This window comes from Georgenia satyanarayanai, assembly GCF_023715365.1.
GTDB lineage: Bacteria > Actinomycetota > Actinomycetes > Actinomycetales > Actinomycetaceae > Oceanitalea > Oceanitalea satyanarayanai_B.
The window spans coordinates 227,023-250,212 of sequence record NZ_JAMBNZ010000005.1; the positions used below are offsets into that span (position 1 = coordinate 227,023).

Genomic DNA, 23,190 nt, shown 5'->3' on the forward strand with positions numbered 1-23,190 from the left:
CTGACAGGGATGGAGTGGTCGGGCGAACGAGGGATGCGGCGGCGCGCTAGCTGGAGCCGCGGGCGGCGAAGCGCTGCTGGAGCAGCACGGCGAGGACGATGATCGTGCCCTGCGCCACGGCCTGCACCGAGGTGGACAGGTTGTTGAGGATGAAGATGTTCCTCAGCATCGCGAAGATGAGGACACCGAGGACGGTGCCGACGATGGTGCCCCGGCCACCGATGAGAAGCGTGCCACCGACAACCACTGCGGCGATGGCGTCGAGCTCGAAGAGTGAGCCGTGGGTCGACGTCCCGACTCCGGTGCGCGCGAGCATGGTGACGGCGGCGATACCGGCCGCCAGGCCGGAGAGGGCGAAGAGGTACATCGTGTGGCGCTGGACCTTGATACCCGCGAGCCGCGCGGCCTCGGGGTTACCGCCGACGGCGATGGTCCGGCGCCCGAAGGTCGTGCGGTTGAGCAGGACCCAGCCGAGTGCGGCAATGAGGGCGAACATCCACACCGTCATCGGCAGACCGAGGATGTCCGCGCCGAAGAAGTCCTTGAAGCCGGCGACGCTCTGTCCGTCCCTCAGGTCCCGGTGAGGGATGAGCTGGGTCTGTCGACCGGAGATGATCTCGGCGAGACCGCGGGCGCCGACGAGCATGGCGAGGGTGGCGATGAAGGACACCACCCGCCCGTAGGCGACGATGACCCCGTTGATGAGGCCCGCCGCTGTCCCCACCGCCAGAGCGGTGACGACGATGACCAGCCAGTGCGTGTCGCGCGCCATCGCCTGGGTCGCCAGGGTCGTGGCCCAGACGGTGGCCAGGCCCATGACCGATCCGACGGACAGGTCGATGCCGCCACCGGTAATGACGAAGGTCATGCCGATGCTGAGGATGCCGATCGTCGCTGCGAGGGCAAGGATCGTGGTGATGTTGTTGGCGCTGAGGAACCGCTCCCCCGCGGTCGCCACACCGGCCACGCCGATGAGGACGACGGCGATGACGAGGCCGAGGTTGCGCAGCACGCCGGAGCCCCCGCCTCGCCGGGGCTTGGTCTGCTGACCCGCGTCCGGGACGAGGTCGCGGTTCGTGGGCGGCAGGGCCGGGGAGCTGGCCCCGGCCGCGGAGGTGTCTGCCGCTGCGTTCTCACTCATGCGTGAGTCCCTTCCATGACGAGGTCGAGCACTCCGTGCTCGTCGATCTGGTGTGCGGGTCCGTGGTGGACCACGCGGCCCTCGGCGATGACAAGGACGTCGTCGGCCAGACCGAGGACCTCCTCGATCTCGCTGGAGACCATGAGCACCGCAGCCCCTTGGGCGGCGAGGCGTCGGATGAGGGCGTAGATCTCCGCGCGCGCGCCGACGTCGACGCCACGGGTGGGCTCGTCGAGCAGCAGGACGTCGCAGCCGTGCACGAGCCAGCGGGCGAGCATGGCCTTTTGCTGGTTGCCGCCGGACAGCGTCCGGATTCGCCGCTCACCGTCCGCCGGAGCCACCTGCAGGTCCTTGATCTGCTGCTTCGAGGCGCGACGCTCCGCGCGCTCGTTGAGGAAGCCGGACCGGGCGAAGCGCGCAAAGGTGGACAGGGTGATGTTGCGGTAGACCGGCTCGTCCAGGAGCAGGCCCTGGCTCTTGCGCTCCTCGGGGGCGAGGCCGATCCCCGCGCTGACCGCCCCGGGCACGGAGCCCGAGCGCAGCTTCTTCCCCCGGACCCGTACGGTCCCGGTCGCGGCCTTGCGCGCGCCGTAGACCGTCTCGAGGATCTCAGAGCGCCCCGCTCCGACCAGGCCGGCGAGGCCGACGATCTGGCCGGCCCTCACGCTGAAACTCACGTCCTCGAAGACGCCCGCCAGGGAGAGGTTCTCCACCTCGAGCAGGGCCTCGCCTCGCTCGTGTGTGCCGGGTCCGCCACCGAAGTCACCGATGACGTGACGGCCGGTCATGAGCTTGATGAGCTCGGTGGTGGGGGTGTCGGCGACGGTGAGGTTCTCGGCGACTGTGCGGCCGTCCTTGAGGACGGTGATCCGGTTGCCGATCTGGCGGATCTCCTCGAGGCGGTGGGAGATGTAGACGATGGCGACACCGTCCGCCTGGAGCGCACGGACGACCCGGAAGAGGTTGTCCACCTCCTCCGGGTCCAGGACGGCGGACGGCTCGTCCATGACGATGACGCGCGCGTCGTGGGAGAGCGCACGGGCCATCGACACCACCTGCTTGCCGGCGGCGGACAGGCGCCCGACCTCACGGCTCGGCGAGATCTCCGGGTGGCCGAGCCGTTTGAGCAGCTCACGGGTGCGGCTGTGAGCCTCGGACCGGCGAAGCAGCCCACCCCGGGACAGCTCGTGCCCGAGGAAGATGTTCTCCGCCACGCTCAGTCCGTCGACGACGTCGAGCTCCTGGTACATCGTGGCGATGCCGAGCTCGATCGCGGCCGTGGGCGAGCCGATGGTGACGACTTCGCCGTTCCACCGGATCTCCCCGGAGTTCGGCTGGTGCGCACCGGCGAGGACCTTGATGAGCGTGGACTTGCCTGCGCCGTTCTGGCCCAGGAGGCAGTGCACCTCGCCGGCGTGGACCTCGAGGTCCACGCCGTCGAGGGCCTTGGCGCCCGGGAAGTGCTTGACGATGTCGGTGAGCTGGAGCAGCTGTGCTGGGGGGTCTGCTGTGACCATGGCGACACTGTATGGGGGCATTCTGTTGTCCGTCAATCAAAAGTCGGGAAGAAGGGAGATAGTTACGTGAGCGTGACCTGGCGAAGCATCGGTGGTTTACTCAGTGCATGGTCACACTTCCGACAGACCTCAAGGAGCGAGGTGATGTCCGGCGCGAAGCCGACCCGAGGTCGGCCGGGACGCTGTTCCAGCTCGTCCGCGACGGGCGGCCCCGGACCCGAGCAGATCTCGCGGCCGTCACCGGCTTCGCGCGTCCGACGGTGGCCGCGCGCATCGACGAGCTGCTCAGCTCCGGCCTCATCGTGCCGGCAGGCGAGGCGTCCTCGACGGGCGGACGTCCTCCGGCCACCTTCGCCTTCAACCCCGGCGCACGCATCATCCTGGCGGCCGACCTCGGCGTGAGCCACGGCCGCCTGGCCATCACCGACCTCGCGTCGGAGGTCCTGAGTGAGCGGTCGCTGGAGATCGCCATCGCCGACGGGCCCCAGGTGGTCCTGGACGCCGTGACGACAGCGCTGTGCGAGATGGTCGATGAGCTCGAGCGGCCGGTGTCCGACGTCGCCGGCGTGGGCATTGGTCTGCCCGGCCCTGTCGAGCACCGACTCGGTCGCGCCATCAGCCCACCGATCATGCCCGGCTGGGACGGCTTCGACGTGTCGGGCCACGTGGCTCGCACACTGCCCACGCCGGTCCTCGTCGACAACGACGTCAACATCATGGCGCTCGGTGAGCACGCCGCCCGGTGGCAGGACGTCAAGGACCTCGTGTTCATCAAGATCGCGACGGGCATCGGTGCCGGGATCATCTCCGACGGCGAGCTGCGGCGTGGCGCCCTGGGCGCCGCCGGGGACCTCGGCCACATCGCCGTGCCCCGCGGCCGGCAGATCCCCTGCCGGTGCGGCAACGTCGGGTGCCTGGAGGCACTGGCGAGCGGACTCGCCGTGGTCGAGTCCCTGCGCGCGCAGGGCGTGGACATCCAGCGCACCGCACAGATCGTCGACCTCGTCCGGTCGGGGAACATCACCGCGAGTCAGACGGTGCGCCAGGCCGGTCGCGACATCGGTGACGTCGTCGCCGGCTGCGTCAACCTCCTCAATCCCTCGGTCATCGTCATCGGCGGGATCGTCTCGGAGGTGGGCGAGCACCTGCTCGCCGGCATCCGCGAGGTCGTCTACAGCCGATCCCTTCCGCTGGCCACGCAGCACCTGCGCATCGTGGCCTCGCAGACCCAGGGTCGCGCCGGTGTCCTGGGGGCCTCGCAGATGGTCTCCCAACAGGTCCTGTCGGCACCGGCGATCGACCAGCTCCTCGCCAGGTCCTGAGACGTCAGCGGTCCAAGGGCTCGGCGACGCGCATGTCGCGGAAGTACACATCGTCGTCCTCACCGTGATGCTGAAGGCCGACGTGACCGGACAGGTCACCGTCGGAGCGGTCTGAGACAAAGTCGTTGACGAGCACGCCGTTGAGGTGGACCGTGACGGTCCGCTCCTCGACGGTGATCTCGAAGGTGTTCCACTCCCCCGGTGGCCGCGGCGCCCGTGCGACGGCCGCGCCGTCAGCGCCCTGGCGGCGGTTGGTCACGCCGATCGTGCGGTCGCGCGCATCCGTCGCGTCGATCTGGATCTCGTAGCCCTCGTCCACTGCCACTCACGGGTCCTCGCCCGGCTCGGAGAAGCCGATGAAGACCCCGGAGTTGTCGTCCCCCACAACCCTCCAGTGGAGCCGGAGCCGTACCCCCCGAGCTCCTCGGGGAACCACAGCAGGCCCGTCCCACCGACGGTGCGCAAGGAGCAGTCCTCCTGCAGCTCGAAGCAGCCCGGACCGGCCATGCGCCAGCTGTCCAGACTGCCCTGGATGCCGCCGAAGAGAGCACGAGGGCTGCCGCCGTCCGACCCCGTCGAACATGTGCCTGCTGAAGCACATCGCCCACTGCGATGAGCCCCTCTGGTGCTGGGAGAGCCGGGGCCCGCAACCGATGTGGCCGCGGGCCCCGGCCCTCACTCGGTCACAGCGCGATCACCTGACCCAGGGGTGCCATGGCGGTCACCCTGACCTGGGGAAGGCGGCGCAGGCCGAGGCTGTCTCGACCGTCACCGTTCCAGTCACCCACGAAGGCCTCGTCGGTGGCGCGACCGTAGGTCACCACGACGTCCGCCGGCCCACCGGCCAAGGAGTTCTTCGCGTAGTAGACCGCACCCCGACGCACCGCCAGCGTGTCCTTGCCGTCACCGTCCCAGTCACCAGCAAGCGTGACGTCCCCGGCACGGCCGTAGTGGAACTCCACGTCCGCACGGCCACCGGCAATGGAGTTCTTCACGAAGTACTGACTGCCCCGACGCACCGCCAGGGTGTCCCTGCCGTCACCGTCCCAGTCACCGACCAGGACCGTGTCACCGGCCCGGCCGTAGTGCACGACCACGTCGGCCGGCCCACCGCGCAGGGAGTTCTTCACGAAGTACTCCCTGCCCCGGCGCACCGCCAGCGTGTCCTTGCCGTCGCCGTTCCAGTCACCCACCAGCACCGTGTCACCGGCCCGGCCGTAGTGGAACACCTCGTCAGCCACCCCGCCCCGCGGGGCGTTGGAGACGTAGAAGGCGTTGCCACGACGCACCGCGATGGAGTCGGTGCCGTCCGCGTCCCAGTCCCCGATGAACACCTCATCGGTGGCCCGGCCGTACTGGAAGGCGTAGTGCGTGGTGCCGCTCCAGTCGTTGGTGAGGAAGAACCCGTGCGTCAGGGTGGGATCCGGTACCTGACCGCCACCGCCGGTGAACGTGAACGTCCACTGCGTGCTTGCACCCTCGGCGAGCACGAAGCCCTCCGCGGCGCGCGCAGTCACGGTGACCGCCCCGGCACCCTTGTAGGTACCGGCCGCGACGACCTTGCCGCCCACCAGGTACTCCACGCCCTGGACCGCGGGGACCGTGTAGGTGTCGTCCTTGGTCCCGGCCGCGTCGGTGAAGGTCACCGCCGCGGGCGTCACCTCCACCGGCTCCGGCTCACCGCCGCCGGTGGTGAACGTGAACGTCCACTCCGTGCGCGCACCCTCGGCGAGCACAAAGCCCTCCATGGCACGAGCTGTGACGGTGACCGTCCCGGTGGCCTTGTGGGAACCGGCCGCGACGACCTTGCCGCCCACCAGGTACTCCACGCCCTGGACCGCGGGGACCGTGTACGTGTCGTTCTCGGTCCCGGACGCGTCGGTGAAGGTCACCGCCGCGGGCGTCACCTCCACCGGCTCCGGTTGCTCGTCGCCGACGACTCGGAAGTAGTCGAAGGTGACGGTTCGGTTGTCGGTCGAGGCGGTACCAAGGGCGAAGAGCCCGACCTTGCCGCTGGCAGCGGCAGGGGCGTTGGGGATCGAGGGGAACTCGGTCCACTCCTCGCCGTCAGCGGAGTAGGAGGCGGTGAAGTCGTTGCCGACCTTCGCCAGGCGCAGGTGCCAGACGGCCTGGTCCACGGCCGCGGCCGGCTGCGGGTTCTGGATGACCCCGCCGACCTCGCTGAGCGCCTCGAGACCGAGCGTGAGCGCGCTCCCGGGGTTGTTGCGGGCCGAGATGTCGAACTTGACGTAGTTGTCGTCGTCGACGTAGACGATCAGACCGCCCTGCTCGTACTGGCGTGTGAGCGTCGAGGCGTCGACCTTGGTCTCCACCGTCCAGTCACCGTCGAGCTCCTGCACGACAAAGTTGCTCGGCGTGCCGTTGTCGGTGCCGTAGATGTCACCGGTGGTGGCGTCCAGCTCGAGGTGTCCGTCCACGACCCGCATGTGCTCCGGGTCGGGGCGGACGATCTCCCAGCGGCAGCCGTCGATGGAGCTGCCGTCGAACTCGTCGGTCGGGTCGACCGGCGGCACGGTGTCGTCCGGAGTGATGTGGAAGTAGTCGAACTCCACGTCGACCGGCGCCTGCGTGCGGCCCGCGCCCTGGAGGGCGAACAGACCGATCTTCGGGTTGTCGATGCCCTCGAGGGACTTCGTCTCCGACATGCCGGTGAAGTCGGTCCCGTTCGAGCTGTACGAGGCGGTGAGGTTCTCACCGTCGCTGACGAAGCGCACCCACACCGTGCTCGGGTAGTCGCCACCCACCGCAGGGCTCATCGAGGCGTTGACCTCGTTCGGGGCGCCGGCCTCCTCGCGGATGAACTGGAAGACCCGGCTGGCCGGGTCAGATCCCGACGTGCTGCGGCCGGAGAAGACCATCTTGGCGTAGTTGTCGTCATCGCCGTAGATGAGGAGGCCGCCCTGCTGGTAGGCCTCCGCACCGTTCAGCGTGAGCCGAGTGGTCGCGGTGAACGGTCCCTCCGGCAGGTCCTGCAGCACGAGGTTCGGCACGGCGCCGTTGTTCGTGCCGTAGATGTCCGTCGCGGACGTCGGGATGACGAGCGCGCCGTCCTCCACCCGCAGGTCCTGGTTGACCCGGACGGACTGGTCCCAGCGCCCCGTGTCGAGCGCGTCACCGTCGAAGCCGTCGGAACGACCGTCAAGGCACTGCAGGCCCGGCGCGTTGACCGAGACCTGGACGACCTCGACCGTCTGGGCGCCGCGCGCGTCGGTCACCGTGACGGTCGCGGTGTAGCGACCAGGCACGGTGTAGGTGTGCGAGGTCTGGGCCGTGTCGGCCGTGGACCCGTCACCGAAGTCCCATGCGTAGGTGAGGGGTGTGTCGCCGTCCGGGTCGGTCGCCGTGGCGGTGAAGCTCACCGCCAACGGTGCCATGCCCGTCGTGGCTGTGGTCGTGACCTCGACCTGCGGGCTCTCGTTGTCCGTGACGCCCTTGCCGATGAACTGGACCCAGTTGACGTTCGCCTGGCCGGCCGTGATGACGAAGTAGAGCGGACCCGTCTCCGTCGTCACGTTCTCGGGCAGCTCGAGGTCGTAGTTGGCCCACGACTGCCACCCGCCCGCGGGGATGGTGACCGAACCGATCGAGTCCCCGTCCGGCGCACCGGTGCGGATGTCGACCGTGCCACCGGGCTGCGAGGCGCCGCGGACGCGGATCGAGTCGATGCCGGTGAGGTTTGTCGGGTCGAAGGAGAACCAGTCGTCCTTCTCCGCGAAGCCGATGTTCTGGCCGCCATCGGTGTCCTCGGTCTCCTCGACCTCGACACCGGGGTCACCCGTGCTCGTGGAGCCCTCGAGACGTCCGGTCTTCGCGAAGTACTCGGCCTCCTTGCGCTTGGGCTGGAGGATGAGCACCTCCTGGGAGGTGAGGGGGTCCACACCTTCGGCGCCCTTGTCGGTGTACGTCACGGTGATGACACCGAAGATGTTCGCGCCGATGTGGCCGGTGTCCCCGTTGATCGGGATGGCACCCTCGCAGCCGCGGTACTGGTCGTACGGGTGGGCGTGCTCGTCATGGCCGAGGGCCGGCTGGACGATGACATCCTCGCAGTCGATGTCCCCGTCCTCGGGGTCGGTGACCTTGATCTTGTACCGGACGACGTCGCCGAAGGTGAAGAAGCCACCGTTGGGCGGCATCTCGACGGTGATCGTCGGCGCCGTGTTGCCCGCCGAGATGAGGACGGTCGCGGAGGTCGCGACCCCGTCGGCGTTCGTCACGGTGAGCTTGGCGGTGTAGTTGCCCGCCTCCGTGTAGGTGTGGGTCGGGTTGGCCTCCGTCGACGTCTCGCCATCGCCGAAGTCCCAGGCGAGGGTGACCGCGCCACCGTCGGGGTCACGCGACCCTGCCGAGCTGAAGGTCACCTCCAGGGGGAGCGGACCGTTCGTCACGTCTGCCGCCGCACGCGCGATCGGCGCCCGCTGGCCGGAGAGGTAGTCGATGCGGTAGACGCCGGAGTCGGCGTTGTTGCCACCGAAGCCCGTGCCCCACTCGATCATGTAGAGCGCGCCGTCGGCACCCCACTCGAGGGCGTGCGGACGCCGGACGGCCATGTTCTCCAGGATCCGGTTGATGTCGACGACCTCAGTGGTGGCCTCGTTCACCTGGAAGGTGAAGAGCTTGTTGGTGTTCCACTCGGCGAAGACCGCCTTACCCTCGAAGTACGCGGGCCACTTGCGGGCCGAGCCGAGGTCCTCGTCGTAGACGTAGACGCTGCCGGCCATCGGAGCGCCGCCGCCGGGACCGATCTCCGGGGCGTTGTTGCGCTGGTTGTTGTTCTGGTACCAGATGGTCGCCGGAATCGCCGGCGGCAGCTGGGTCATCCCGGTGTTGTTGGGCGAGTCGTTGGTCGGCCCGTTCTCGCAGTCAAAGGCCGGGCCGGACTGCTGGGTCGCGAAGTTGTAGTCGCGGTACGCGTCGTTGGCGCCGACGCAGTACGGCCAGCCGTAGTTCCCCGGCTCCTGCACGATGTTCCACTCGACCATGCCGGCCGGTCCGCGGTTGGGGTTGGCCGAGCCGGCATCCGGACCGTAGTCGGCGACCAGCAGCGTGTCGGTGCGCGGGTCGAGACCGATCTTGAACGGGTTGCGGAAGCCCATCGCGAAGATCTCCGGGCGCGTCTTGTCCGTGCCGGGCGCGAACAGGTTGCCCGTCGGGATCGCGATCGTGCCGTCGTCCTGCGGGGTGATCCGCAGGATCTTGCCGCGCAGGTCGTTGGTGTTCCCCGAGGTGCCCTGGGCGTCCCACGCCGCACGGCCGGGCCGCTCGTCGATGGGGGTGAAGCCGCCGGAGTCGAAGGGGTTGGTGTTGTCGCCCGTCGCGATGTAGAGGTTGCCCTCGCCGTCGAACTGGAGGGCACCACCGGCGTGGCAGCACTCGCTGCGCTGGACCTCGATCTCGAGAAGGACCTTCTCGCTGGCCATGTCCAGGGTGTCCCCGTCGAGGGTGAACCGGGAGACCCGGTCCGAGGACGATCCCTGCGGCGAGTAGTAGAGGTAGAGCCAGCCGTTGTCCTCGAACGCGGGATCGAGCTCGATGCCGAGAAGGCCGAACTCCTGCACCTGCGTCACGGGGAGCGTGCCGGCGGTCACCGTGCCGCCGTCCGGCTGGATGACCTGTACCCGGCCGTCGCGCTCGACGTAGATCGTGCGCCCGTCGGGCGCGGGCGCCAGATCCATCGGGTTCTGGGTGTTGAGGTCGAGGGCGACCTTGTCGAAGCTCTCGTCCAGCGTGGCGGAGCAGTCGGCGTCGACGGCCCCGGCCGCGGTCTGCAGGCCCTTGAGGAGGTGCTCGCGGAACAGCGGCTCCTGGAAGGAGGCGTCGGTGTGCCCGCCGCCCGTGTACCAGGAGCGGCCGCCGTCGTAGTCGTGGCACCAGGCGATCGGGTGGTCCGGCGCCATCGCGCCGCTGCCGGCGTCGTACGTCGACTCGTCGAGGGAGGCGAGGACGTGGACGTCACCGCGCGGGTTGGTGCGGAAGGAGTACCACTCGTCCGTCCGCTCCCACTGCGCGGGCAGGTGCGCGGTGGAGGGGTGCGCCGGGTCCTCGACCACGACCGTCGCGGTCGGGGTCCCGGGCGGGTGGCTGGCGAAGTAGGCGCCGACGAGCTCGCCGTACCACGGCCACTCGTACTCGGTGTCGCTCGCGGCGTGGATGCCGGCGTAGTTGCCACCGCCCTGGATGTACTCCTCAAAGGCGGTCTGCTGCGACGCGTTGAGGACGTCACCGGTGGTGGAGAGCCACACGACGACGTCGTACTGGGCGAGGTTCTCCGCGGTGAACGCGCCGGCGTCCTCCGTGGCCGTGACCTCGAAGTTGTTCTCCTCGCCGAGTTCCTCGATGGCGGCGATGCCCGCGGGGATCGAGCCGTGGCGGAAGCCCGCCGTCTTGCTGAAGACGAGCGCGCTGAACTCCGCGTCGTCCGCCGGCGGCGGGTCCACCACCTCGGCGTTGGCGCCGCTCATCGCGAGCGGGAGCACCAGGGCACTGGCGAGCACGGTGCTCGCCCCCCGGGCCCACCACCGCCCGATCATTGGTCGACTGACCACGTTTCCTCCTCGAAACTGTGTGTCGGAAAAGCTCATGCCACGGCCAGCACTGGCTGTGGCGAGAAGCCGCCGGCGAGGGATCGCCTCACGGTCGACGGTTCACGAAAAGTCGGTCATGCGTGGTCCGCAGGATAGGGCGCTTTTTGGGTATCCGTCAACCAAAAGGCAGTCTCAGTCACACCGTGATCTGTGGTCGTGCGAGCGACGGGGCAGCGGGTGCTCGGCACCGGCCGACGACACCCTGCCCGCGCGCCCCTGGACCGGGCCGTCCTCCCGCGACCTGGAAGGGCTTGGCGCCGTCACGGACGAGGGCCCACAGCCGCAACGGCTGTGGGCCCTCGAACCGCTGACTGGTCAGACCGCGATCACCTGCCCCCTGGGCGCCAGCATGGCCCCTGCGGACACGGCGCGCCGCCGCAGGCCCAGCGTGTCGGTGCCGTTGCCGTCCCAGTCCCCGACGAACGCCTCGTCGGTGGCACGTCCGTACACGACCGTGAGGTCTGCCGGGCCACCGGTCAGGGAGTTCTTGGCGAGGTACACAGAGCCGCGCCGCACGAGGAGCGTGTCGGTGCCGTCACCGTCCCAGTCGCCGGCCATCGTCGTGTCCCCGCTCCGGCCGTAGCTGAACACGGTGTCGGCCGGGCCCCCGGTGAGGGAGTTCTTGACGAAGTACTCGCTGCCCCGACGCACGGTCAGGGTGTCCGTGGCGTCGCCGTCCCAGTCACCGACGAGCACTGTGTCCGCCGGACGCCCGTAGTGGACGACCACGTCGGCGGGGCCACCGGCGAGGGAGTACTTGATGAAGTACTGGTTGCCGCGGCGGACCGCAAGGGTGTCCGTACCGTCGCCGTCCCAGTCCCCGACGAGCACCGTGTCCCCGGGCCGTCCGTAGACGAACACGTGGTCGGCCGCACCGCCGCGCGGGGCGTTGGACACGAAGTACTGGTTGCCCCGACGCACCGCGATGGAGTCCACCCCGTCGCCGTCCCAGTCCCCGATGAGGACCTGGTCCGAGCTCCGTCCGTACTGGAAGGCGTGATGGGTGGTCCCGTCCCAGTCGTTGCTCAGGAAGAAGCCCTCACCTCCCGGCTCCGGGCCCGGTTGCGCCGTGGAGAACGTGTGCGACCACTCGGTGGTCGCACCCGCGGCGACGACGAAGCCCTCCAGGGCCTGCGCAGCCACGACCACCGTGCCCGACCCCGGGTAGGAGCCCGGCTCGACGACCGCGCCGTTGACCAGGTACTGCACGCCCACGTCGCGCGGGACGGTGTAGCGGTCGTCGGCACTGCCGGCCTGGTCGCTGAACGTCACCCCCTGGGGGGTCACCTCCACCGGCCGGGAGCCGACCTCCCCGGCCGGTTGACCGGTGAGGTACTCGAAGCCCGTCGTCACGAAGTCCTCACCGTCAGGAGCGACGTCGTACTCGAGGACGTAGTAGGCGATCTGTGCGTGGTCCCGAGCGGCAGCAAGAATCTCCTGCAGGGCCACGTCTCCCTCACCGAGGTTGGTGAAGGACGGGCCGTCCTCCGCGCCGAGGTTCGTCGCGTCCTTGATGTGGAGCAGCTCGATGCGGTCCCCGTACTCCTCGATGAGGGCCGGCACGTCGATCCCGGCGTGCGAGGCCCAGGCCACGTCCAGCTGGAAGGTCACGTACTCGGAGTCGGTCTCCTCCACGAGGATCTCCCACGCCGACATCTCCTCACCGCCGTGGTTGTACACGGTGGTGAACTCCCTGGCGTGGTTGTGGCCGAAGAACTTGCCGATGCCGGCCTCCACCGACGCGCGACCGAGCCGGTTCATCGTCTGCGCCGTCTGCAGCGTGCGCCCGTAGGTGCTGATCCCCGGCTGGGCGAAACCGCCCGAACCGACGTACTCCTGCCCCACCGTCTCGACGAACGCGAGCGTCTCGTCGAACGTCGCCTCGTTCGTGCTGTAGTGCGAGGAGGGGACGCCCAGCCCGATGAGGTCGGTCATCGCCCGGAACTGCTCGGCGGTGTAGCCACCGAAGGTCCCACCGTACGGCTCGATGTTCCTCAGCCCGATCTCGGCGAGCCGGGCGAGCACGGACGGGAGTCCGGCCTCGTTGACCCACGGGATGAGGGAGTACATCTGGACCGAGACCTTGTCCACGGGGACGTGGACGGGATCGGTCGGGACATCCTCGCCGATGACCCGGAAGTAGTCGAAGGCGAGGGTCGTCGGCGCCGCCTGCTGGGCGCCGAGGGCGAAGATGCCCGGTCCCGCGTCCCCGACGGCGCCGTTGGCCACGGCGCTGGGAAGGTCGGTCCAGGTCGCGCCGTCCGGGGAGTAGGCACCGGTGAAGGTGTCCCCGTCCTTGCTCAGCCGCAGGTAGAAGGCGTGGTCACCGGACTGCGTGAGGTCGTTGATGTCCTCCTGCGGGTTCTGGATGACGCCGCCCACCTCGCTGCGCAGCTCCACGCGGAACCCGTCGCCGCCCGTCGAGACGGCGTCGAGCTTCACGTAGTTGTCGGCGTCGCCGTAGACGATGAGACCACCTTGCTGGTACGTGCTCTCCAGCGATCCGGTGAACTTCGTCTCGACGGTCCACTCATCGCCCTGTGCCTGCAGCGAGCGCAGCACGTTGGGCACGGTGGAGTTGTCGGTGCCGTAGAAGTCGTTGTCCGTCGTGGTGAGCCGCAGCGCGCCGTCACCGACCTCGAGCAGGTCCTCCTCGCGGTCGATGACCTGCCAGCGGCACGGGTCGAGGTTCTCGCCGTCGAACTCGTCGCTCGCCGGGATCTCGGCCGTCGGGTCCTCGCAGACCGGGTCGGGGTCGGGTGCCTCACCGGACATGCCCTGGCCCTCGAAGTGGATCTCGTCGATCTCCACTGCTGCGTCACCGGCGACGACGAAGTACACCGGGTCCGGTCCCCCGACGGGGGTCACGGCAGCGGTCGCGGAGCTCGTCCACCCGTCGGTCGCCCCGAGCTCGACGGTCGCGATGAGCTCGCCGTCGACAGCTCCCTTGCGCAGCTCCACGGTGCCGGCACCCGTCGAGGTGTAGCGCAGCGAGACCTCGTCGATGTTCGTGAGGTCCATCGGCGCGAAGGAGATCCAGTCGCCGTCGCCGAGGCCACCCGCCGCGCTGCCGCCATGGGCGCCCTCGCGGTCCACGACCTCGACGCCCTCGCCCTCGGTGAAGAACTCCGCCTGCTGGTGGCGCAGCCGCAGCATGGCCTCGTCGTCGGACGACAGGGCCGGCAGACCCTCGGCACCGAGGTCGGTGTACGAGGCGTTGATGACGCCGAAGACGTTGGCGTCCAGGCCGTGCCCCTCGTCGCGCGGGGTGGTGATGGTGCCCTCGCAGCCGGTCGCCGAGCTCAGCGGGTGGCCGTGCTCGTCGTGGCCGAGGATGTACTCGACCCGGACGCGGGAGCAGTCGATCTCGCCGTCCTCGGCGTCGGCGACGGTCACCCGGAAGGGCACCTCGTCCCCGAAGCTGAAGATGCCGCCGTCGACCGGCAGCTCGAGGGTGACCTCGGGCGCGGTGTTGCCGACGATGACGTTGGTCGTGATCGTGCCCGTGCGGAGCTCCTCACCCTCGCCGGCGCTCACGGTGAGCCGTGCGGTGAAGACGCCCGCCGTCTCGTAGGTGAAGCTGGCCGTCGGCTCGGTCGAGTCGATCTCGCCGTCGTTGTCGAAGTCCCACGCGTAGGACAGCGGCATGCCCTGCGGGTCGGTGGACGCGGTGCCGTCGAACTCGACGGTCAGGGGGGGCTGCCCGTTGTTCGCCGACGTCGTGATCCTGGCGACCGGGTTGGGGCTGTCGGCCACGTAGTCCACGCGATAGAGCGCGGAGTCCCAGGCGCCGGAGAAGAACCCGCCGCTGCCGTAGTCGAGGACGTAGAGCGCACCGTCCGGCCCGAACTCCATGGCCATCGGCGTCGAGGGGTTGAGCCAGTCGAGCGACGGGACGATGTCGACGAGACCACCCTCGTCGTCGATGACGAACTCCCGGATCCAGTCACGGCCCCACTCGAAGTTGAGCGTCTTGCCGTCCCAGTACTCCGGCCACTTGCGGTCGGAGTCGAGCTCGGGGTCGTAGCGGTAGGTCGGGCCGCCCATGGGGGCCTCGCTGCCGCTGCCCAGGTCCGGGACCGACCCGTCGTCGTAGGCGAGCCACGCCGGCCGCGCCGCCGGGAGCTCGGTGAGGCCGGTGTTGTTCGGGCTCTCGTTGACCGGGTTGGCGCAGTCGAAGGCGTCGCCCGAGACGCCGGAGCCTGCCGGCTCACCGCGGGGCGGGAACTCGTAGTCGATGTAGGCGTCGTTGTCGCCGTGGCAGTACGGCCAGCCGTAGTTGCCGGGTTCCTTGATGAGGTTGAACTCGACCTGGCCGCCCGGACCACGGCCGGGGTTCGCGCTGCCCGCATCCGGCCCGTAGTCACCGAGGTGGACCCAACCGGTCTCCTTGTCCACCGCGAAGCGGAAGGGGTTGCGGAAGCCCATCGCGTAGATCTCCGGCCGCGTCAGCTCCGTCCCGGGGGCGAAGAGGTTGCCCTCGGGGATCGCGTAGGTACTGCCGGGGCCGGGCTCGGCGCCGCCGGCGATGTCCTCCATGACGTCGATGCGCAGCAGCTTCCCGCGCAGGTCGTTGGTGTTGCCCGCGGAGCGCTGAGCATCCCACGCAGGGTTGCGGCCCTCGCGCTCGTCGATCGGGGTGTAGCCCTCCGAGGCGAAGGGGTTGGTGTCATCACCGGTGGACAGCCACAGGTTGCCCTGGGCGTCGAAGTCGATCTCCCCGCCCGCGTGGCAGCAGGTGCCGCGGGAGGCCTCCACCCTGAGGATCTCCTCCTCGGACTCGAGGTCGAGCACGCCGTCCTCGGCCAACCGGAAGCGCGAGAGCCGGTTGTACCCGTCAAAGGGCGCGAAGTCCTCCGGGGCGCCCCACTCCGGCGCGTCACCGGCCGGGGTGTCGAGCGGTGGGGCGTAGTACGCGTAGACCCATCGGTTCTCCTCGAAGCCCGGGTCGATGGCGATGCCCTGCATGCCGTCCTCGTCGTGGCTGTACACCGGCACGGTGCCCGCCACGCGCGTCCCGCCGTCGCCGTTCGTGTAGAAGACCCGGCCGTCGCGCGCGGTGTGGAGCACGTCGCCGTTCGGCAGCACGGCCAGCGCCATCGGCTCGCCGACGTTCTGCTCGCCCTGCACGAGGGTGACCTTCTGGTAGGAGCTGGCGACTGTCGCGGCACAGTTCGCGTCCTCGACGCCCGCCGCCGTCCGGATCCCACCCAGGACGTGCTCGAGGAACGCCGGATCGGCGAAAGAGGCCTCGGTGTGCCCGCCGCCGGTGTACCAGGACCGGCCGCCGTCGTAGTCGTGGCACCAGGCGATCGGGTGGTCCGAGCCCATGGCGAGGCCACCGGCGTCGTAGGTCGTCTCGTCCAGCGTCGCCAGGACGTGCACCTCACCGCGCACGTTCGGCTCGTAGCTGTACCACTCGTCCGTCCGCTCCCACTCGAAGGGCAGGTGCTCGGTCGAGGGGTGTACGCGGTCGGCGACCTTCACGGTGCCGTCCGGGGTACCTGGCGGGTGGCCGGCGAAGTAGGCGCCCACGAGGCTGCCGTACCAGGCCCAGTCGTACTCGGTGTCACTCGCGGCGTGAATACCGGCGTACCCGCCTCCGCTCTGGATGTACTGCTCGAAGGCCGCCTCCTGCTCGGCGTCGAGCACGTCACCCGTCGTGGACAACCACACGACGACGTCGTAGTCGGCGAGGTTCTCCTCGGTGAAGTCTGCGGCGTCCTCGGTGTGGGTCACCGAGAAGCCGTGCTCGGCGCCCAGCTGCTCGATCGCCGCCACGCCCTCCTCGATGGAGCCGTGCCGGAAGCCCGCTGTCTTGCTGAACACCAGCGCACTGAACTCGGTGTCGTCGGGTGGCGGTTCGGTGTCCGCGCTGGCGCCGCTCACAGCGAGCGGCAGCACGAGGGTGCTGGCGAGGACGGCTCCGGCGCCCCGGGCCCAGCCCCTGGAGCCCATTGGTCGTTCGACCACAGTTTCCTCCTTGGAGTTGCTGTCACAGTGCAGGTCGCGACCTCCTCGGCGCGGCCGGCTGCGGCCGGGCGCCAGCGTCGGCGTCCGGCTGGACGTCGCCCCCTGCAGCTGTGCAAGTTCCAGCGACCCCCACTCAGCACACAGTGTGTGCTACGTCACTCTCACCGCGAGCGTATGGGCGCCTTCGCGCCACGGTCAATCAAAAGGGAGACGGGTCCGACCTCGGAGCGTGCAACTCCTCCTTCGGAAGGAGGCGGAGGGTTGGGGGCAGCACTGGGCGCGTCAGTGCTCGCTGATGCGGATGTTCCGAAAGCTCACTCGGTCAGGGGCGCCATGGTTCTGCAGCCCGATGCGGCCGCGAGCGGCCCGCCCGCCGAGGACGTCGTTGACGAGGACGCCGTTGAGGTAGACGGCGATGCGCGGACCGTCCGTGACGATCTCGTACGTGTTCCACTCCCCCACCGGCTCGAGCGCCTCGTCGCGCTTCGTCACGTCTGCCCCCTGCACGCCGTAGACGGCGCCGGTGGTGCGCTCGGGCTGGTCGCTCGGGTCGATCTGGACCTCGTAGCCGTGGGAGACGGCCACCCATGGGTCGTGTCCCGGGTCGGGGAAGGCGATGAAGACACCGGAGTTGTCGTCGGCCTGCATCGCCCAGTCCAGCCGAAGGTGATAGTCCTCGAAAGTCTGCGGGAACCACAGCAGACCCATCCCACCCACTGTCACCATCGCGCAGCCCGCCTGCAGCTCGAAGCGTCCAGCGCCCGCCATCCGCCAGGTGTCCAGGCTCGCCCGGGTACCGTCGAACAGCGAACGGTAGCCCTCCTCGCCCTCGACGGGCACGCACGCGGGGTCGCCCGTCGGGGCGACGCTCGTCGCGGCGGGCTGCGGCCGGGGACGTTCACCATGGCACCCCATCGTCACGAGTGCGACGCCGGCGAGGGCAGCGGTGACACTGCACGGCTTCCTCGGCACTGACGGCTCCTCGGTGTCTCCCTCCCGCCCACCGTACGCGGAGTGGGCAGGGGCCCCCAGCCGTCGGCTGGGGGCCCCTGTCGAGCACGTGGTGGCGTCAGCTCACCTTGCTCAGCGAGCGCACCTCCTTGGTGGCGGTGGCCGGCGCGGACGCGGCCGTCGTCAAGGCGGCGGGGCGGCGGATACCGAGGGTGTCGGTACCGTTACCGTCCCAGTCGCCCACGTAGACCTCGTCACCGAGGCGGCCGAAGGTGACGACCTTGTCGGCGACCCCGCCACGCAGCGTGTTGTTCACGTAGAACGTGCGACCGCGCTGGACGGCGAAGGTGTCCTTGCCGTCGCCGTCCCAGTCGCCCGTCAGCGTGACGTCCGCCGCCCGACCGTAGGTGAAGACGACGTCGGCCTTGCCGCCGGACATCGAGTTCTTCACGTAGTAGGTCGCGCCACGGCGCACCGCGAAGGTGTCCTTGCCGCCGCCGGTCCAGTCGCCGACGAGGACCTGGTCGCCTGCGCGACCGTAGTGGATGACGACGTCCGCAGGACCACCGGTGAGGGAGTTCTTCACGTGGTACTCCGAGCCGCGGCGGACCGCGAAGGTGTCGGACCCGTCGCCGTTCCAGTCACCCACGAGGATGACGTCACCGGCCCGACCGTAGGCGAGCACCACGTCGGCGCTGCCACCGCTCAGGGCGTTGGACACGTGGAACGTGTTGCCCCGGCGCAGTGCCACGGTGTCGCGACCGTCGCCGTCCCAGTCACCGATGAACACCTCATCGGTCATGCGCCCGTACGCGAAGCGCACGTCGGTCGTGCCGTGCCACGTGTTGGACAGGTGGAACTCCCCGGTGCCGGCAGCAACCGCTGTGGAGAAGGTCTGGCGCCACTCGGTGGCGCCTCCGGCCAGTGCGAACCCGGCCGCTGCACGAGCGGTGACGGACACGGTGCCCGACCCCGGGTAGGTGCCGGGTGCGACGACCGCACCATCGACGACGTACTCCACGCCCGTGACGCGCGGCACCGTGTAGGTGTCCTTGTCCGTTCCGGGCTGGTCGGAGAACGTGACCGGGCTCGTCGTCACCTCGACGAGCCGGGAGCCCTGCTCGCCGGCCGGCTGGCCGGTGAGGTACTCGAAGCCCGTGGTCACGAAGTCCTCACCGTCAGGAGCGACGTCGTACTCGAGGACGTAGAGCGAGATGTTCGCGTAGTCACGCGCCGCCCGCAGGATGTCCTGGAGCGGGACGTCGCCCTCACCGAGGTTGGTGAACGTCGGGTTGGTCGTGCCACCCAGGTTCGTCGCGTCCTTGATGTGCAGCAGCTCGATGCGGTCGCCGTGCTCCTCGATGAGAGCAGGGACGTCCACCCCGGCATGGGTAGCCCAGGCGACGTCGAGCTGGAAGGTCACGTACCGCGGGTCGGTCTCCTCCACGAGGATCTCCCACGCCGACATCTCCTTACCACCGTGGTTGTACACGGTGGTGAACTCCGTCGCGTGGTTGTGGCCGAAGAGCTTGCCGATCCCGGCCTCGACCGAGCGCTGGCCCAGACGGTCCATCGCCTCGGCCGTCCTGAGGACGCGCCCGTAGGAGCTGATCCCCGGCTGGGGGAAGCCACCGGAGCCGACGTACTCCTGACCCAGCGTCTCGACGTAGTCGAGAGTCACGTCGAACGTGCCCTCGGCAACGTTGTAGTGCGAGGAGGGCACCTTCAGCCCGATGAGGTCGGTCATCGCGCGGAACTGCTCGGCGGTGTAGCCGTTGAAGGTTCCACCGAAGGGCTCGATGTTCTCGAAGCCGATCTCCGCCAGCCGTGCGAGCACGGACGGCAGGCCGTCGGTGTTCACCCACGGGATGAGGGAGAACATGCCGATCGAGACGTCCTCGGTGTCGACCCGGACCGGGACGAGCTCCTCGCCGGTGAGGTAGGAGAAGCCGGTCTCGGCGAAGGTCTCACCCTGCGGTGCCTGGTCGAACTCCAGGACGTAGTACGCGATGTTCGCGTGCTCCTCGGCCGCGCGCAGGATCTCCTGCAGCGGGACGTCACCCTCACCGAGGTTGGTGAAGGCCGGACGGTTGCCACCCAGGTTGGTGGCGTCCTTGATGTGGAGCAGCTCGATGCGGCTCCCGTACTCCTCGAGGAGGGCCGGGACGTCGATCCCACCGTGCGTGGCCCAGGCCACGTCCACCTGGAAGGTCACGAACTCGGGGTTCGTCTCGCGCGCGAGGATCTCCCACGCGGACAGCTGCTCGCCCTTGTGCTCGTAGACGGTGGTGAACTCACCGGCGTGGTTGTGGCCGAAGAGCTTGCCGATGCCTGCCTCGACGGACCGCTCACCGAGCCGGTTCATCGCGGCAGCGGTCTCGAGGGTCTTCTCGTAGGTCCCGATACCGGGGTCGGGGAAGCCGCCCGAACCGACGTACTCCTGGCCCAGCGTCTTGACGTACGCGAGCGTGTCGTCGAAGGTCGCCTCCTTCACGTTGTAGTGGGAGGACGGGACGCTCAGGCCGACCTCGTCGACCATCGCGCGGAACTCCTCGGCGGTGTAGCCGTTGAAGTTGCTGCCGTAGGGCTCGATGTTCTCGAAGCCGATCTCCGCGAGCCGCTCGAGGACGGTCGGCAGACCTGCCTCACGGACCCACGGGATGAGGGAGAACATGCCGATCGAGACCTTCTCCGCGGGGATGCGGACGTCGTCTGCCGGGGGCTGCTCGCCCGAGGCGGTGAAGGTGAGGGAGTCGAGGTCGACGCCACCGGTGCTGGTGACGACGATCTCGCCCGCACCCTCGGGGATCTCGGTGAGACGGGTCTCGACGTCCTGCCAGCCACCCTCACCGGGGGCTGCCGGGGCGTTCTTGTAGGCCTCGATGAGCTCGGCCAGTGCGTGGTCCGAGAAGGCGCCCTCAGACAGCTCGACAAGGCCCTCGAGAGGGACGTCGCCGATCTGGCTGACGGCATCCGCGGGGATGACCGCACCGATGATCGGGCCACCGACCGGGTCGGCGAACCACTGGTTGATGGTGGACTGCGCGGTGAGGTTCTTCTCAGCAGTCCCGCCGCCGGTGAACTCGAAGCTCGCGAACGGAGCCTCGGAGTCGCCCCAGCTGAGGAAGATGCTGCCCTCTCCGTTGCCACGAGCGGTGACGATGTCGATGACGTCGCCGGTCGGCGCGTGCGTCATGGCCATCGGACGGAAGGTGATCGAGTCACCCTCGTCGAACTCACTCACGTAGCTGCCGGCGTCGGCCTCGGCGTCGTCAACCACGGTGACGCCCTCGGCGTCGTCGTACCACTCGGCCTGCTGCACCTCGGGCTTGAGGATGAGCGTGGCCTCGCCGGTGATGGACGGGACGTCTTCCTGCGCCTGGTCGGCGTAGGTGACGACGAGCGTGCCGTAGATCTTCTCGCCCGCTCCGTGCTCGACGGCGTCCTCACTGGTCGGGATGGTGAACTCGCAGCCGCGTCCGGAGAGCTCCGGGTGGGCGTGCTGGTTGTGGCCCAGGCCGAAGGTCCACCGCACGGCGTTGCAGTTGAACTCCTCGCCGTCCTCGGCGTCGGTCACCGTGACCGAGACCGGGACGTCGTCGCCCCAGTTGAAGATCGCGCCGTTGTCCACGCTCAGAGTGATCTCCGGAGCGGTGTTGCCGACGCTGATCTGCCGGGTGGCCAGGCCTGCCTTGCCCTCCGGGTCGACGGCGCGCAGCGCCGCGTTGTACACGCCGCGCTCGCTGTAGGTGTACGTCGGGTTCACACCCGTGGCGTCGTCGTACTGACCGTCGCCGTCGAGGTCCCACTCGTAGGTGAGCTCCTCGCCCTCCGGGTCGCGGGACGTCGAGGCGTCGAAGACAACCTCCAGCGGGGCGTCGCTGCTGGACGCCGGCGTGGCCGTGAAGGACGCCTGCGGGGTCTTGTTGCCCTCGCCGACGTAGTTGACGACGTACAGGCCCGCGTCGGGGTTCTGACGGAAGAAGCCGTCCCCGTACTCCAGCACGTACAGCGAACCCTCCGGACCGAACTCCATGTCCATGACGTTGTCCCAGATCGGCTGGTTCACCGTCTCGAGGTGCAGGTTGGGCAGGAAGTTCTCCACGGCCGTCACGACACCGTCGGACGAGAGCTCGTCCATGGTGATGGCGGCGACGTAGTCCTGGGAGAACTCCGCCATGAGCGGCTTGCCGTCCCAGTAGGCGGGGAACTTCGTCGGGGAGTCGAGCTCCTCGTTGTAGCGGTAGATCGGGCCGCCCATGGGGGCCTGGCCGTTCGCCGTGCGGAACTCGATGAACTCGTCCCAGGGCTGGTCGCCGACGTTGTCGCCGTAGTAGACCTGCGGCTCGGTGACCGGCGGGAGCGTCTCCATGCCGGTGTTCCAAGTGGACCTGTTGGTCGGTCCACCGTCGCAGTCGAAGAAGCCGTTCTCGCCCGGGGCGTTGTTGGCGTAGTCCCACTCGTTGTACGCGCCACCGTCGTTCGGGCCGTGGCAGTAGGGCCAGCCGCCGTTCATCGGCTCGGTGGTCAGCTGCCACTCGACGTAGCCCATGGGGCCACGGTCGGCCTGGGCCGCACCGGCGTCGGGGCCGTAGTCGCCCCAGACGAGGGCGCCGGACTCGACGTCGTAGTCGATGCGGAAGGGGTTCCGCAGGCCCATGACGTAGATCTCCTCGCGGACGAGCTCAGAGTCGACCTCGTCCGTGTCGAAGAGGTTGCCCGCGGGGATCGTGTACGTCGAGTCCGGGCCGGGCTCGGCGTCCGCGGCGATCTCGTCGTTGACGTTGATCCGCAGGATGGAGCCGCGCAGATCGTTGGTGTTGCCGGCGCCACGACGCGAGTCGAAGCCCGGGTTCATCCCCGGGGCGTTGTTGATCGGCGTGTAGCCGTTCGCGCCCGGTGTACCTGCGGGGGTGTTGTCGCCCGTCGACAGGTAGAGGTTGCCGTCACCGTCGAAGGCGATGTCCGCTCCGACGTGGCAGCACTGACCGCGCTGGGCGTCGACCTTGATGATCTCCTGCTCGGAGTCGAGGTCGAGCGTGCCGGCCTCGGCGTCGAACTGGAAGCGGGAGAGTACGTTGTAGCCGAGCCACTGGTTCCAGTAGGTCTCGGGGTCCGCGCCCTCGGGCACGGAGTTGGGGGCGTTGCCGCTCGGCGTCGTCTCGGGGTACGCGACGCCCGTGGGGGACGTCCCGGACATGACACGGGGTGCGTAGACGAGGTAGACCCAACTGTTGTCCTCGTAGTTCGGGTCCAGTGCGACACCCTGGAGGCCGTCCTCCGAGTTCGCGTACACGTCGAGCTGGGCGATCTGCGTCGTCGAGCCCGTGGCGGGGTCCGTGAGGCGGACGACGCCGTTGCGCGCGGTGTGCAGGACACGGGAGTCGGGCAGCACGGCGAGGTCGATCGGCTCGCCCGTGTTCTTCGTCAGCAGGACCTTCTCGTAGTTGTTCCAGTCCAGGGCCGGGTCCTCGGCAACCTGGGCCGGTGCGGCGTCTTGTGGCGCCTGCGGCTGTGCTTGCGCACCGCTCATTGCGAGCGGCAGCACGAGTGCGCTGGCCAGCAGCGCGCTCGCACCTCGGGTCGCCCAGCGGCGCCCCGTTGATCGTCTGACCACGATTCCTCCTTGAGTCGCGCACGCGGAGGTCCCACCGTCACTCACGGCAGGTCCTGACTGGCCC

8 protein-coding genes are annotated in these 23,190 nt (G+C 69.2%); 1 reads left to right on the plus strand and 7 read right to left on the minus strand.

The window, feature by feature from the left end:
• Positions 1-46: 46 nt before the first annotated feature.
• A complete protein-coding gene (locus tag M3148_RS08745) occupies positions 47-1,141 on the minus strand; it encodes an ABC transporter permease (protein WP_251304291.1) in 1,095 nt (364 codons plus the stop codon).
• Positions 1,138-2,658 carry a sugar ABC transporter ATP-binding protein gene (locus M3148_RS08750; RefSeq protein WP_251304292.1) on the minus strand — a complete coding sequence of 507 codons (1,521 nt, stop codon included), beginning with the start codon at positions 2,656-2,658 and terminating at the stop codon, positions 1,138-1,140. Before M3148_RS08750 ends, M3148_RS08745 begins: the two co-directional genes overlap by 4 nt.
• Positions 2,659-2,765: 107 nt before the next feature.
• Here M3148_RS08750 and M3148_RS08755 point away from each other — a divergent pair, with 107 nt between their 5' ends.
• A complete protein-coding gene (locus M3148_RS08755; RefSeq protein ID WP_251304293.1) occupies positions 2,766-3,980 on the plus strand; it encodes an ROK family transcriptional regulator in 1,215 nt (404 codons plus the stop codon).
• Between the two features lie 4 nt (positions 3,981-3,984).
• On the opposite strand, the gene M3148_RS08760 is transcribed toward M3148_RS08755, so the two are convergent.
• The 5 genes from M3148_RS08760 to M3148_RS08790 form a co-directional block, all read right to left on the minus strand.
• Positions 3,985-4,305: a 3-keto-disaccharide hydrolase gene (locus M3148_RS08760; RefSeq protein ID WP_251304294.1), complete on the minus strand. Its 321-nt coding sequence runs from the start codon at positions 4,303-4,305 to the stop codon at positions 3,985-3,987.
• Positions 4,306-4,663: 358 nt separating this feature from the next.
• Positions 4,664-10,546 (minus strand): ThuA domain-containing protein, encoded by a 5,883-nt coding sequence (locus tag M3148_RS17870; protein ID WP_308203229.1) that lies wholly within the window; start codon positions 10,544-10,546, stop codon positions 4,664-4,666.
• Between the two features lie 354 nt (positions 10,547-10,900).
• Positions 10,901-16,558, minus strand: coding sequence for a ThuA domain-containing protein (locus M3148_RS08780; RefSeq protein WP_251304295.1), 5,658 nt, complete (start codon positions 16,556-16,558; stop codon positions 10,901-10,903).
• Between the two features lie 282 nt (positions 16,559-16,840).
• Positions 16,841-17,530, minus strand: coding sequence for a 3-keto-disaccharide hydrolase (locus M3148_RS08785; protein WP_251304296.1), 690 nt, complete (start codon positions 17,528-17,530; stop codon positions 16,841-16,843).
• Positions 17,531-17,627: 97 nt separating this feature from the next.
• The gene (locus M3148_RS08790; protein WP_251304297.1) at positions 17,628-23,126 is read right to left on the minus strand and encodes a TIM barrel protein; all 5,499 of its coding nucleotides are present in this window, start codon (positions 23,124-23,126) and stop codon (positions 17,628-17,630) included.
• Positions 23,127-23,190: the final 64 nt, after the last annotated feature.